The following is a 12,769-nucleotide window of genomic DNA, read 5'->3' on the forward strand; positions in this document are numbered from 1 at the left end:
TTGGTCTGATGACCTGTACTGGAAGTAATCAACATTTTTCACCCTTTCGACCGGAAAACAGGGGCATATTTTAGCATTTCCGGTCGAAAAGATGGGCTTAAAAATAGATATTAATTAAATATTTCAATTGGATAGAGGGTTTTTCAGGAGTGACTAAGTAACGGTAGCTTCACTACCAGAATGTGGCGGGGACAAGGTGATCTTGATTGGCCAATTCATAGTTCTGCTTACCGAAGAATCTCATCGCCTAGCGAAGGGAAATTAGCTTCATATGAACAGCGCCTGCTTGAACAAGCCACCCATAATGGCTATAGGTTTTTGGATGGTAGAGAGTTGTCAGACATGGAGTTGCTCGCTCGCCTTCAACACCATGGTGCAGCAACCAGATTAATCGATACAAGTAAGAGTGTGTTGGTAGCTCTCTGGTTTTGCTGCGTTTCGGAACCTAATAAAACTGGGGCTCTTATTGGCGTACACACCAATCATTTGGGTGGCTATGAAGGTGAAACTGATCGCCGCAAATACCAAGAGGTGATTAAAGGCCTAAAGGGGGTACCGCACCCACTTACTTGGGAGCCGCCGTCAATTACTAAACGCATTGCGGCCCAGCACTCACAATTCTTGTATAGCGAAGTTAAGAAAGATAAATGGGGTAGCTTAGCCCTCCCAAGGGATAAGGGGGCTACCTATATATTCGCTATTCCTTCCACACTAAAAACAAAATGCATTGAGATTCTACAAGAGGCTTTCGACATACGTCATCTGACGCTATTCCCTGATTTAGACGGTTTCGGACAGGCAAATAGCCATAACAAATATGAGTTCTATAACAACAGGTGGTAATCAATAGTATTAGTGCCATAGGATGGGCCGAGCTTGCAAGCCCACCGTTCGCGATTGATGCGGTTCGCTACTGCTCACCACATCCTACGGCACTACCCCATACCAACCCTACAGCACTCAATCCAAAAAAGCCCTGATCGCCGCTATCCCTTGGCCTCCACTTTGCCTCGCTGTCGTCAGATTGGATTCGGTCATGCCGCCCAGGGCGTAAACAGGCAGGTTGATCTTGGCGACCAGATCGGCAAATTGCTCCCAGCCTAACGATGCCGCGCCCGGATGGGTTTGGGTTGCGAGCACAGGAGCCAGCACGACAAAATCAACGCCTATGTTTTGCGCATGTAGCAGTTGTTCAAGATTGTGGCACGATGCGGCGAGCCATTTGGGTCGCTTGGTCAAGGCTTGTCCTGAACTAGATCGAAGGGCCATTAAGTGGTTGCTGGTTAGGTGGACGCCGTCTACTTCGGCTGGACATTCAACGGCTGAATTCATTAACAACACGGCCTGTTGCTGTTGGCATAGCGGGTAAGCCTGCTCAATAAACTTTGTGACGGAGACTGGCGGCAGGGTTTTCAATCTGGCCTGGATCAGCTTGACGCCCCGGTTCAATATTTCTTGCAGGTTAGTCAGCAACAAGGCTTCATCTGCGTCATCCAGAATCGCGTAATGATGCGGCAATCGGGCGGCGGTGATGATGGGCCGGTTGGCGGCGGGAAATGCGTAGTGTTCCAGTTCAGCCGGTGTTACCCATTTAAACAGCTGGCCTTCCAAGCTTTTGGCCTCGCCTGAAAACTGCTCGACCAAGAAAACGTTTAGCTGTACGAGCCGGTCGGGATACTGGTGCTTGATGGTAATCAGCGGGATTGCCGTGGTCACGGTGATGTTGATCTCTTCCTTGAGTTCGCGGGCCAGTGCTTGTTCGGCTGTCTCAAATTCTTCAATCTTGCCGCCGGGGAATTCCCACAGGCCGCCTTGGTGCAAATCGGCATGGCGCAGGGAAATCAGGATTTTTCCTTCCGGGTTTTTGACTACGCCTACGGCGACTTGGAGTGGGTTCATATTTTACTGGACGCTGGAGCGATCATCGTAATACACAAGTGTCTGGGGTACACCGTCATTCCGGCAGGGATTCACTTCGGGCTGTCCTGCCCGAAGTCCTTCGGATAAATGCAAATCCGTTCCTGACGGATTTGTGCCGGAATCCAGAGCACAGGGATGTGAATTCTTGATATTGTTGCTGTTTCAGTATCGCCATCCATGGCATCTGGATCCCGGCAATCCCTGCCGGGATGACGTGCTTTAAAATACCTGTGTATATCGACGGGCGCCGGAGCGTGGGAACGATAAAATCTTTCGCCTTGTACCTTGCGCCTTTCACCTGCTTTTAAGTCCTATATTCCGCATTGATTTTCACGTAATCATACGAAAAGTCGCAGGTTAAGACTTCCTGTACTGCACTCCCGCGACCCAGTTTGACGGTCACGGTGATCTCTTCCTGATTCATCACCCGCTGCCCGGCTTCCTCGGTGTAGTCGCCAGCCCTACCTCCGTTTCTGACGATGCAGACGTCATCCAGATACAGCTGCACGTCTTCCAGCACCATGTTTTCGACGCCTGCGCGGCCGACCGCCGCCAGTATCCGCCCCCAGTTCGGGTCGCTGGCGAAAAAGGCGGTTTTCACCAACGGCGAATGGGCGATGGTTTTGCCGACGCGCACCGCTTCTTCATCGGTCAAGGCCTGCTCGACCACGATGCGCATCAGCTTGGTTGCGCCCTCGCCGTCCCTAACGATGGCTTCCGCCAGTTGTTTGCAAACGGTCATCACGGCGTCGGCAAAGATTTGATAATGCTCGCTGTCCTGTTTGATTTCAGGAGCCAGCGAGCAGCCGCTCGCCATCAACACGCAAGCGTCATTGGTCGAGGTGTCGCCATCGACGGTGATGCGGTTGAACGATTGCTCGACGGCCAGCGCCAGGCAGTTCTGCAACAGGGTTTGCTCGATTTTTGCATCGGTCGCCATAAAGCCCAGCATGGTCGCCATATTCGGCTGGATCATGCCCGCGCCTTTGGAAATGCCGTTGATAGTGATGGTTTGTCCGTCGATTTCGATGACCTTGGATACGCCTTTCGGGAAGGTATCGGTGGTCATGATCGCCTGGGCAGCCTTGTCCCAGTTGGCGGCACCAAGGTTGCTGACGGCTTCCCGTAAAGCGGCTTTGATTTTGTTGACCGGCAGCGATTGGCCGATGACGCCGGTCGAAAAAGGCAACACCTGGGTTGCCGCACCGTCGACCACTGCGGCCAGATCGGCGCAGGTCGCCAACGCATCCTGCATGCCCTGCTCGCCGGTGCCGGCGTTGGCGTTGCCGGAATTGATCAGTAACCAGCGCGGACTATGCGCCAGATTCGCTTTCGCGACATGCACAGGTGCCGCGCAAAAGGCGTTCTGGGTAAACACCGCCGCACAGGTCGAATGCTCCGGCATTTGTATCACCAGAATATCATCCCTGACGGTTTGCTTGATGCCTGCGTTCGCTGTACCCAGCGTTATGCCTGCTACCGGGTGCATAATCGGAAAACTGCACTGTCCTACTGCCATAAGTTAAGCCTCGTTAAACTGAGTGGTTATATAACACTTGTCTTTTATCGCTAAATAAATGCCTTCAATAACTTCTTTTTTTGCATAAATTAAATTAATACTATTGGCCATTTCAATGGCGTCATCCTCATATTCATGAGACAACTGATTTCGTATATTTCTCAAATCCTGCCATTCATTGACAATATCTATATCGATATATTTTTCCATTTTTTTAATAACATCCAAAAACGATAATTTATCGGCATTGCCTTCAAACCGCCCCACTAATACCCTAAAAAGCTTTTCACCCATACTATCCTGGAGCTTTGAAAACCTAAACAAATACTGATCTATCGCTTGCACTTGATCTTTGGATAAATTTTCATATTTAGTCGCAGTAAGCGGCATAAATGCCGACATATCGCTATAGGCTTCGTTTATCCGTTGCAAATGCTTAGTGCATTCTTTGAAAATCTTCTCGATTTTTAAGTTCTCTAAGTTCAATTCTATGCCTTTTTCAATCGCTTCTTTTTCTATGGGCCGGGTTTTGTCTTTGGCGATAACAACATCTATTTTTTGCTCGCCTAAAGCCATGTCTAATGCGCTTAAAAACTTGATCTTTTTCTCATACAAATTATCTTTATTATCAGGTACAAGATATAAATCTATATCCCCGCCTTTTTTATTGTCATCTACTCTGCTGCCAAAAAGATATACCTTTACTGTATCGCCGAATATGTTTTGGGCACTGTGTTGTATAGCGGTTATCTCAAATAGGGTTAATCGCATTATTTATAACCTATCCTGCAAAACTGGCTTTTAACGGATCAAACTTTAAAAAACACAAACACATTATCGATTTTTTTAACTTCCACGCACATCAGTTTGCATTGTTTTTTTATCGCCTCCAGCTGCTCGCTGAGCGCAAAAGGCAAAATCACTTCCACTTCAATCTGGCCGTCCAGGTAATGGATTCTGAAATCCTCTATAGCCGTCTTAAATTCCACCAGATAAATATCCAGCAATCGCTGCACTTCCCCTCGGGACAGCGGTCTGGATTGCTCCTGCAAACTTTCGTCATCTTCGGGGTCGACATGCACCAACACGTCCATCACGTCGTCAAAACGCCGGATCAAATCATCCCTGACGATGTCGCCGATCATGTGGCCTTCCGAAACGGTAATGCGGGGATCGACGACGATGTGCGCATCGATCAGCGCATCCTCGCCCATTTGCCGGGTGCGCAGTAAATGGATGCCTTCGACGCCATCAATCGCATGAATGGCGGTCCTGATCTCGGCGACCAATGCGGGCGGCAATGAGGTGTCGACCAGTTCCTTGATGCTTTCAAACACCAAGTTCAAACCGATTTTAGCCACCATCAACGCAACCACTACGGCGGCAATCCCGTCTGCCAACGGATAGCCCATCATCACCGCGCCTATGCCGAACAAGACCACTAGCGATGAAACGGCATCGCTACGCTGATGCCAGGCATTGGCCAGCAGCAATTTGGAGCGGGTCTTTTTGGCGATGCGCTTGGTATATTGGTACAGCCATTCGTTGATCAGGATTGAAACAGCCGCAACAGCCATTGACAAAACGTTAGGTACAGGCAGGTGCTCGGGATCCGCCATACGCTCCATGACCGACCAGACGATCGCGCCGCCGATCGCAATTAAGCTCCCGCCCAGAATGACCGTCGCGATGGTTTCAAAGCGGCGGTGGCCGTAGGGATGATCATGATCGGCCTCGCGGCTGCCTAACCTAACCGCAATAATCACCAGCAGATCGCTGAGCAAGTCCGAAAGCGAATGAATGCCGTCGGCAATCAGGGCCGCAGACTGCCCGAGGATGCCGAAACCGATTTTGATCAGCGTCTGGACAACATTAATCGCCGCGCCGACATAGCTGGCTCTGGCTTTTAATTTATCCGTTTTTGCGGCGTCTAAGGCTTCGGCCATTATTCTATAAATCCTCGTTTCCAAGCGCTGCCATTAAGTTAAGTTCAAATGGAGTACAAGGCTTGCCTTGTACTAACCGCGCCATATTGCAAGGCCAGCCTTGCACTCCAGCCGTTGGAAATACGCTGTCATTAACTTAATAGCAGTGACGCAGCGCCTGGGAACAGGAACCGTAGCGGGTAGGAATGAGGTATTGTCTAAAACCTCAGCCATTACCGCCCACTTCCAAAATAATAATGTATTCATGATCGCCCGAACGGGTTTCCAGCACCTTATGCCCGTTGATCCGGCACCAGGCCGGGATGTCCTGCATGACGCCCGGATCGGTGCAGATAACCTCCAACTGGTCGCCTGATTTAAGCTGCTTGACTTTATCCTGAGTGCGGATGACCGGTAACGGGCACAACAGGCGGCGGGCGTTTAAAGTTTCTCTATTCATATATACCATTCTTGCGGAATCTCTTCTGTGCCGAACGGCTTGACCTGAATAACCCGTTCGGAACCCGCTTTATCGGTGATGCTCACATCGACTTGCTCGGCATTGCGCCCCTGGCCGTAGCGGGCGGTAATTCTGGCCGCCAGGAACAAATCCTCGGCCGAAGGCGAACCGTCCACCAGCACCAATGGCCCTGCATGGCTGGTGCAATTCATCGTGATGAATTCTTTTTTGTAGCCCTGCATGAAGCGGCCTTCGCCTTCCTCCCTGGCGACAATAACCTTAAAGTTTTGTCCCGGCCTGATGTGCCTGCCGACTTTCAGCAGCATCACATCGTCCAGGTCGTATTGTTTGTCGCCGTCGCGCGCTTTCCATAAATCGACCAGTTTGGCCGAATAGTTGGCATCGGTCAGGAAACAGCAGCCGCCCGCAGGCTGGGCGTAGTCGTCAAAACCAAACTGCCGGGCCATCGCCATCTGCGGCTTGCGCGAGCGCCCGGTAAAATCATACAGCTTCTCCCGATCGACCCAACCTTCCCGTTCCGGCAGGGTGAGCGGCAAATTCTTCGCGCACAAAGGCCGCAGTAAGCGGTCATCGGCGCCTGATTCTCTCGATATGATCGGCATCGTATCCTTGCGTTGCGACATCGGCCGTTGGCCGATCACTTCGCCGGTTATGATGAAGTCGAAATCGTTTTCCACGATCCACTGCTTGGCCTTGTTGACCATGAAAATCTTGCAGTCCAGGCAAGGATTCATGTGCGCGCCGTAGCCGTGTTTCGGGTTGATCAGGACATCTTTGTATTCTTCGATCACGTCGACGATATGCAGCTTCATGCCCAGCTGTTCGGCGACCCAGAGGGAATTGTTGCGTTTAGGCTTGGCCTTGTCATTGGCCCGGATAGCATGGGTGTGGCCTTCCACGCAAAAACCGGTAAAGAAGTTGATGCCTTCGACATGGACGCCCTGCTCCATGATGGTTTTCGCAGCCAGCATCGAATCCAGTCCGCCGGAAATTAACGCCACTGCTTTTCTTTGTTTACTCATATCACTCAAAAATTGGGAAAATTTGCCTATTATACCGGCTTATCTTCCAATTTGGCTTTCAATTCCATGTTCCGGCTTCGTAGGTACGCTTTGCGTAGTTTTCGGCGCTCAATGGTATGCACAGCGTACCCTACATGGCTGGGTCGAGTAATTTTTTGGGAGGGTATCGATGTCGTATTTGTTTGCATGATATGTCGCCTTGACCTATACTCTAGCCAAGTAAAAACAACAAGATAGCTTTAATTAAGCATGATTATACGACACATCACACTGATGTCGTATATATTACGTTAGCTATTAAGGAGAAGTTATGCGTATCCAAGCATTTGTTGTAATGTTGTTTCTGTGCGGCTACTCACTTGCCGAAGAAAAATACACACCACCTCAAAGTAGTGCGCTTGGTGGGGTGAGCTTCGACGGAACGGCAGTTGGGCAACAATTTCATTCGCGTTTTACTGAATGCGATATGAAAAATATGTGTGATGGAAAAAAATTAAAATATGGTTGCAGCAGTGACCAGAATCACAACACAACAATACTAAAATTGAAAAACGACACCATTTTTTATGACGCAAAAATGGGACTTGACGCGGATGGGTCGCCATACTCAAAAAATACACCTGGGCAAACAGATCAACCTGAAACGTCGTTACGCTATCCTCTTTCAGGCAAGCCTAGCATTAATGCTGACCGCGTTCCTTTTATAGTTATTCCTTTGGGCGGTTTTGATAACGAGTTGGGAGTTACAATTGGTGATGTAGCTGCGGTTGTCTATGGTCAAAAACGTGTATTTGCTGTTGTTGCGGATCAAGGGCCTAAGTGTAAATTAGGTGAAGGCTCAATACAGCTTCATGAACTACTCGGTCATACGGTTTGTAAGGCTAGAGATTCCAAAGGCGACTGCGTAAAACTCCGCAACGTTGGCATTGATAAAAACGTCCAGTATTTTATCTTTCCTGGAACACACAAAGAACTTATGCTGGGTTTAACTCCACAAAATATCATTGAGCATATTAATTCCATTGGTGAAACGTCTTGGCAAAAGCTAACAGCATCTGCCGAGTAACAGCATTGGCTAACAAGTCGGTCAAAGGGACGCGCCGCCCGTTGGCGGTTTTGAAGTCCAGTCTTTTATCAAGGTTCGGCGGCTTCGCTCAAGCCCAGAGAGCGGCGCGCCCCTTACCGTAACGTTGGGCGTCATAGGAATATTCCTCGCATGCAATTCACATTCCCGCCGGGCCGCACCTGGTTCTATGAGGTGTGGCATCACAAAGCATCGGTGCTCGGGGCCGTCCTAGCAATCATTTCTCTATCGCTAGCGCACTACGCTGGCTTTTTGATGAAAGTTCCACTCCAGATCGTGGCAGTAGCCGGAATGTCGCTCGCCAAAGGAGTGACCGCTACATTTCTGTTTTATATGTTTTTTTGCGCGGTTTTTGCGCGGGTATTTACTTCGATGTTGCAGCTCGTTGTCCTTCCATTTCTCGCCTTAACCGATCGGCTGGAACGCGGATTCAGCCGAAAAATGGATTGGACACATCAGCGCCGCTTCGTCCGATCGCATACCCAGACCATCAAGTGGGAAGGACACATTTGGATTGCTATTCAAGCATTTTTGTTTCTTCTACTGATGTTGGGGATATACGTGGAATTTACGATTACTTGGATTTCAGGTGTTGGGCTATTCACGTCAATAGTATTAGTCCTCCTGTCCGGGCTTGTCCGATCTGGATTCTTTCTTCAACCAAGTCCAAGCACCTTTTCCAGAAAAATCAAAAAGCGTCCCGCGCGCTCAGGACGTGCGGCATCAGCTGCGTTTGTAACAATCACGGCAGCTCTTATTCTCGTGGCGTTTTTCATGGGGGGCATGCGCGCAAGTTTGTTACGAGATCAAGAGCCGCAGATGACAATGACAAAAGACTTCACTGGTATGGCTACAGTAATTGCAAGTTCTGAAGGGGCGCTGCTTTTGTTTCAAAAACAGGGCATCGAGCTTCGATATATCTACTCCACCCCTGAATTTACGACATCAATAGAAACCAAGCCGGTGTTCCCGCCAATCGGCTCTAAGAAGGAGTGACAGTGACGCCCAACCCATCATTTCACCGGACCTGCGCGAAAAGCCGCGCAGGCCAATGAATTTAAACGCTAGAGCTCTCAGGTCATCACACCATGCCTACATCAGTCACATGTCTTTGGAATGGCTCTGCAATTGGGATCGCAGAAGCTATCGAAATTAGAGACAGGGGAGATTCGCCTCTGTTCTTGTGCGTTCATTGCGGGGAAAGGGTAAAAGCCCACTCAGGCGGCGGGCATACCAGCGCTCACTTTGAGCATGTCCAAAGGAATCCAGAATGCCCCTTAAGTCACAGTGACTCCTATCAATATGGAGGCATTAAGGGAGCGAATTGGCAAAACACGGACGCTGAGGATGCTATTGAGGGCTATGCGAGAGAGCGAAAATACCTCGCACATCACCGCAACGGAGCTATTGTTCTGCAATGCAAAGAAAGAGATAACTATACGTGCAGGGCGTGTGGATTTTCTTTGCGCGTAAACGGAAGAAGCATTGTCGAATGTCATCACCTAGTTCCATTGGCAAATAGTCGCGAGCGAGTGACATCGGTCAATGATCTTGTTTGCCTGTGTCCGACATGCCACAGAGTTGCGCATACGTCAAATCCTCCACTCCCGCTTGAAGAAATAGCGAAACTTACAAAAGGTTCTAACCCTACGTTGCAGGGGACGCCCGGCAAGCGGTGTGCTTCCAACCAATCCGCATCGCGCGGTCGCCCCTGAACTCCACGTTAAATGCAATGAAACCCAGCGTTGTTCGCATTAAATCTGAGTTTAGCGTTGCTCTACCCGCCTTACGAAAAGCTGCAAGGTGGATTCGCGCCGACAATCTGACGTGACCGGGATGATCTTGTCTGGCTCTTACCACTAATTTTGAAATCGCCCTACAACCATCCGCGTAAACCCGTTCAATCCGTGTCGCCTAGAGGCGCCTACTTTTGGCATCCGTGTTCCATTGCTTTATCAACCGAAATTGATCTTAGCCTCCAGATCGTTACTGGAATCGGCATTTTTCAGCGCCTCTTCCAGACTGATCAGTCCTTCTTTATAAAGCCCGTACAAAGCGTCGTCGAATGTTCGCATGCCTTTGCTGCCGCTCGACGCCATTGCCGATTTGATTTCATTCAATTCCCCTTTCAAAATCAGGCTCGCGATATGAGGGGTGTTGATCATCACCTCGATGGCCGCGCAGCGCTTCCCCGCCGTGTCGGGAATCAGGCGCTGGGAAATAACGGCGTTTAAATTGGTGGCAAGATCCATAAACAACTGGGCATGATAATCATGGGGGAACATGTTGACTACCCGCTCCATGGCCTGGTTCGCGTTGTTAGAGTGCATGGTCGATATGCACAAGTGGCCGGTATTGGCCAGTTCCAGCGCGGCCGACATGGTTTCACGGTCCCGGATCTCGCCGATCAAGATAACATCGGGCGCTTCCCGCAAGCAAGCTTTCAGCGCTCTGGCATAGGAATCCGTATCCACGCCGACTTCGCGCTGGTTGACGATGGACATCAGGTTCGGGTGCGAGAATTCGACCGGGTCTTCGATGGTCAGAATATGACCGGCTGAATTGGCGTTGCGGTGGTTAATCATGGCCGCCAGCGTGGTCGACTTTCCCGATCCGGTGCCGCCGACCATCAACAGCAGCCCCCGTTTGGCCATGATCAGTTCCATCAAAATATCCGGCGTGCCTAAATCCTTGCCGGTCGGAATGACCGATGGAATCAGGCGCATCACCAAACCGACGGTTTTGCGCTGGTAAAAGGCATTGGCGCGAAAACGCGCGCTGCCGTCCGGCAGTGTGATAGCAAAGTCCAGGTCCCGCTTGGCTAAAAACTCGTCGATTTGTTCCTGGGTCATAATCCCGAATGCGCCGGACTGGGTCAGCTCGGGCGTCAGCAGGAAATCGTCCAGCGCCACGACCTTGCCGTAAATTTTGGCTTTGACCGGCGAATCGACCGTTAAAAACAAATCCGAAGCGTTCAGTTTAGCCATTGCCGCCAGATACGGCAGGATGTTTAAATCGTCTTCCGGCGTTGCGCCCAAAATTTGATAGCTGACAGGCTCCGGCTCATCGGTTTTTGCCTGCGCTGAATCGGGGACGATCAACAATACCAAGCCGTTATCCTCGACCTTGGCGCTAACCCTGAATTTCTCCCCGTCAGGCGCGGCGCATTTAAAATCAAGCGCTTTGTTTTGGACTAATTCCTGCTTCTGGGCGTCGTTAATCAGGCTGAAGGTGATTTCTCTGATGATATTCGGGCTTAACTCGTTTTTACCCAGGGGATATTCCTCCCCGGCCAAGCCCAACAGCGCCGGTGAGCCCGCCTTTAAAGACAAGCTATCGGCGTTTTTTTCCAGCATTAGTTTTAAATAAGGTGTCAGGGTCATATCGGTATCTGGTTTTGTGTGATGGGGTTAGAAATCTGCCTATATCGATTTGCGGAGCTTTATCTGATGAGTCATCACTACCCGGTCATCGTTCCGGCAGGGATTCATCGACACTTTAACGGATGCCGGAACGAGGCGGCTTACGTTGCTTACATCCATGTAGTCTGGATACCGGCAATCCCTGCCGGTATGACGTGCTCCTATGAAGCCTACCTTTTTGCTAATCAAGTCGCTTTACCACAGCGGCAATCCTACTCTTCGTCGCCGCCGTCCTCTTTCGATTGCAGCGAAAGCCCGCCCATCGACCTGTCCTCGCCGGACGCCAGTTTGATCTGCAAGCGCAACTCATTTTGGGAATCGGCATTTCTTAAGGCTTCGTCATAATCTATTTTTCCGGCCTGATAAAGTTCCAGTAAGGCTTGGTCAAAGGTCTGCATCCCCAGTTCGCGGGATTTGGCCATCAGCGGCTTGATGCTGGAAGCCTCGCCTTTGGCGATATAATCGGAAATCAGCGGGGTATTCAATAAAATCTCGATAGCCGCGCAACGCCCACCGTCAACAGTTTTGACCAGACGCTGGGAAATAATCGCGCGCAAATTGACCGAGATGTCCTGCATCAATTTCGCCTGCTTCGCCATCGGAAAGAAACCCAAAATCCGGTCGATGGCCTGGTTGGCGTTGTTCGCGTGCAAGGTAGCCAACGCCAGATGACCGGTCTGGGAAAATTCCAGGCCGTAATTCATAATCTCTTCGTCGCGAATTTCGCCCAGCACAATCACATCGGGAGCCTGGCGCAAGGTGTTGTGCAGCCCCGCTTCCCAGCTTTTGGTATCGACGCCGACTTCCCTTTGCATGATCACGCAGTTTTTATGGCTATGCACGTATTCAATCGGATCTTCCAGCGTGATGATATGGCCGTAACTGTTCGCATTGCGATAATCGATCATTGCCGCCATAGACGTTGATTTACCTGAACCGGTGCCGCCGACCATGATAACCAGGCCGTTTTGGTTCATCATCACGTCTTTTAAGATCGGCGGCAGACCCAGTTTATCGAAATTGGGTATTTCTGCGGCGATGACCCGGACGACCAAGCCCTGGCAGCCTTGCTGGACATAGGCGTTAACCCGGAACCGGGACAGCCCGGCAGGCGCAATCGCGAAGTTGCATTCTTGTGTTTCTTCAAATTCCTTGAGCTGCTTGTCATTCATGATGCACTGCGTCAGGGCCTTGGCGTCATTGGCCGATAACGCCTGCTGCGAAACCGGCGTCAGCTTGCCTTTGATTTTTATTGCAGGTGGAAAACCGGCGGTAATAAATAAATCGGACCCTTCTTTATGTAGCATAAGCTTGAGCAACTTAATCATAAAGTCCATCGCTTCTTTTCTTTCCATTGATTTCCCCCTGTATTGGTTAGCGGTATGTGGTTTTACCC

At 50.3% G+C, this 12,769-nt stretch carries 12 protein-coding genes; 4 read left to right on the top strand and 8 right to left on the bottom strand.

Annotated elements, in window-relative coordinates; all coding sequences use genetic code 11:
* Window positions 1-180: 180 nt before the first annotated feature.
* Entirely contained in the window at window positions 181-843 is a 663-nt protein-coding gene (locus tag B0F88_RS08615) for an FRG domain-containing protein (protein ID WP_258076606.1), read from the top strand.
* Window positions 844-960: 117 nt separating this feature from the next.
* Here the strand turns inward: B0F88_RS08615 and B0F88_RS08620 are convergent, their stop codons facing one another.
* From B0F88_RS08620 to B0F88_RS08645, 6 genes are all read right to left on the bottom strand, one after another.
* Window positions 961-1,899, bottom strand: a complete 939-nt coding sequence (locus B0F88_RS08620) for a Nudix family hydrolase (protein WP_104423545.1) — start codon at window positions 1,897-1,899, stop codon at window positions 961-963.
* Window positions 1,900-2,224: 325 nt separating this feature from the next.
* The gene (argJ, locus tag B0F88_RS08625) at window positions 2,225-3,439 is read right to left on the bottom strand and encodes a bifunctional glutamate N-acetyltransferase/amino-acid acetyltransferase ArgJ (protein ID WP_104423546.1); all 1,215 of its coding nucleotides are present in this window, start codon (window positions 3,437-3,439) and stop codon (window positions 2,225-2,227) included.
* A 3-nt stretch (window positions 3,440-3,442) separates the two neighbouring features.
* Complete coding sequence (locus tag B0F88_RS19340) at window positions 3,443-4,210, bottom strand: nucleotidyltransferase domain-containing protein (RefSeq protein WP_181049862.1); 768 nt, start codon at window positions 4,208-4,210, stop codon at window positions 3,443-3,445.
* 38 nt (window positions 4,211-4,248) lie between these two features.
* Window positions 4,249-5,385 carry a cation diffusion facilitator family transporter gene (locus B0F88_RS08635; protein ID WP_104423547.1) on the bottom strand — a complete coding sequence of 379 codons (1,137 nt, stop codon included), beginning with the start codon at window positions 5,383-5,385 and terminating at the stop codon, window positions 4,249-4,251.
* 205 nt (window positions 5,386-5,590) lie between these two features.
* Window positions 5,591-5,824 carry a sulfurtransferase TusA family protein gene (locus B0F88_RS08640; protein WP_104423548.1) on the bottom strand — a complete coding sequence of 78 codons (234 nt, stop codon included), beginning with the start codon at window positions 5,822-5,824 and terminating at the stop codon, window positions 5,591-5,593.
* Window positions 5,821-6,867: a tRNA (5-methylaminomethyl-2-thiouridylate)-methyltransferase gene (locus tag B0F88_RS08645; RefSeq protein WP_104423549.1), complete on the bottom strand. Its 1,047-nt coding sequence runs from the start codon at window positions 6,865-6,867 to the stop codon at window positions 5,821-5,823. Before B0F88_RS08645 ends, B0F88_RS08640 begins: the two co-directional genes overlap by 4 nt.
* A gap of 310 nt (window positions 6,868-7,177) precedes the next feature.
* Between B0F88_RS08645 and B0F88_RS08650 the strand changes: the two genes are divergently transcribed.
* From B0F88_RS08650 to B0F88_RS19905, 3 genes are all read left to right on the top strand, one after another.
* A complete protein-coding gene (locus B0F88_RS08650) occupies window positions 7,178-7,933 on the top strand; it encodes a glycoside hydrolase family 75 protein (RefSeq protein WP_104423550.1) in 756 nt (251 codons plus the stop codon).
* A 150-nt stretch (window positions 7,934-8,083) separates the two neighbouring features.
* On the top strand, window positions 8,084-8,947 hold the full coding sequence (locus B0F88_RS08655; protein WP_104423551.1) for a hypothetical protein: 864 nt from the start codon (window positions 8,084-8,086) through the stop codon (window positions 8,945-8,947).
* 92 nt (window positions 8,948-9,039) lie between these two features.
* Window positions 9,040-9,666 (top strand): HNH endonuclease, encoded by a 627-nt coding sequence (locus B0F88_RS19905; RefSeq protein ID WP_181049863.1) that lies wholly within the window; start codon window positions 9,040-9,042, stop codon window positions 9,664-9,666.
* 240 nt (window positions 9,667-9,906) lie between these two features.
* On the opposite strand, the gene B0F88_RS08665 is transcribed toward B0F88_RS19905, so the two are convergent.
* Together B0F88_RS08665 and B0F88_RS08670 are read right to left on the bottom strand one after the other, a co-directional pair.
* Window positions 9,907-11,334, bottom strand: coding sequence for a PilT/PilU family type 4a pilus ATPase (locus B0F88_RS08665; RefSeq protein ID WP_104423552.1), 1,428 nt, complete (start codon window positions 11,332-11,334; stop codon window positions 9,907-9,909).
* Between the two features lie 251 nt (window positions 11,335-11,585).
* A complete protein-coding gene (locus tag B0F88_RS08670; RefSeq protein WP_104423553.1) occupies window positions 11,586-12,728 on the bottom strand; it encodes a PilT/PilU family type 4a pilus ATPase in 1,143 nt (380 codons plus the stop codon).
* Between the last annotated feature and the right edge of the window lie 41 nt (window positions 12,729-12,769).

It is taken from the genome of Methylobacter tundripaludum (genome assembly GCF_002934365.1).
Classification (GTDB): domain Bacteria; phylum Pseudomonadota; class Gammaproteobacteria; order Methylococcales; family Methylomonadaceae; genus Methylobacter_A; species Methylobacter_A tundripaludum_A.

Excerpts from the sequence above, each read along its gene's own strand:
- B0F88_RS08635 (WP_104423547.1), bottom strand. The coding sequence starts at position 5,385 with ATGGCCGAAGCCTTAGACGCCGCAAAAACGGATAAATTAAAAGCCAGA.
- B0F88_RS08670 (WP_104423553.1), bottom strand. The coding sequence starts at position 12,728 with ATGGAAAGAAAAGAAGCGATGGACTTTATGATTAAGTTGCTCAAGCTT.
- argJ (WP_104423546.1), bottom strand. The coding sequence starts at position 3,439 with ATGGCAGTAGGACAGTGCAGTTTTCCGATTATGCACCCGGTAGCAGGC.
- B0F88_RS08640 (WP_104423548.1), bottom strand. The coding sequence starts at position 5,824 with ATGAATAGAGAAACTTTAAACGCCCGCCGCCTGTTGTGCCCGTTACCG.
- B0F88_RS08620 (WP_104423545.1), bottom strand. The coding sequence starts at position 1,899 with ATGAACCCACTCCAAGTCGCCGTAGGCGTAGTCAAAAACCCGGAAGGA.
- B0F88_RS08655 (WP_104423551.1), top strand. The coding sequence starts at position 8,084 with ATGCAATTCACATTCCCGCCGGGCCGCACCTGGTTCTATGAGGTGTGG.
- B0F88_RS19905 (WP_181049863.1), top strand. The coding sequence starts at position 9,040 with ATGCCTACATCAGTCACATGTCTTTGGAATGGCTCTGCAATTGGGATC.
- B0F88_RS08650 (WP_104423550.1), top strand. The coding sequence starts at position 7,178 with ATGCGTATCCAAGCATTTGTTGTAATGTTGTTTCTGTGCGGCTACTCA.
- B0F88_RS08645 (WP_104423549.1), bottom strand. The coding sequence starts at position 6,867 with ATGAGTAAACAAAGAAAAGCAGTGGCGTTAATTTCCGGCGGACTGGAT.
- B0F88_RS08665 (WP_104423552.1), bottom strand. The coding sequence starts at position 11,334 with ATGACCCTGACACCTTATTTAAAACTAATGCTGGAAAAAAACGCCGAT.
- B0F88_RS08615 (WP_258076606.1), top strand. The coding sequence starts at position 181 with ATGTGGCGGGGACAAGGTGATCTTGATTGGCCAATTCATAGTTCTGCT.
- B0F88_RS19340 (WP_181049862.1), bottom strand. The coding sequence starts at position 4,210 with ATGCGATTAACCCTATTTGAGATAACCGCTATACAACACAGTGCCCAA.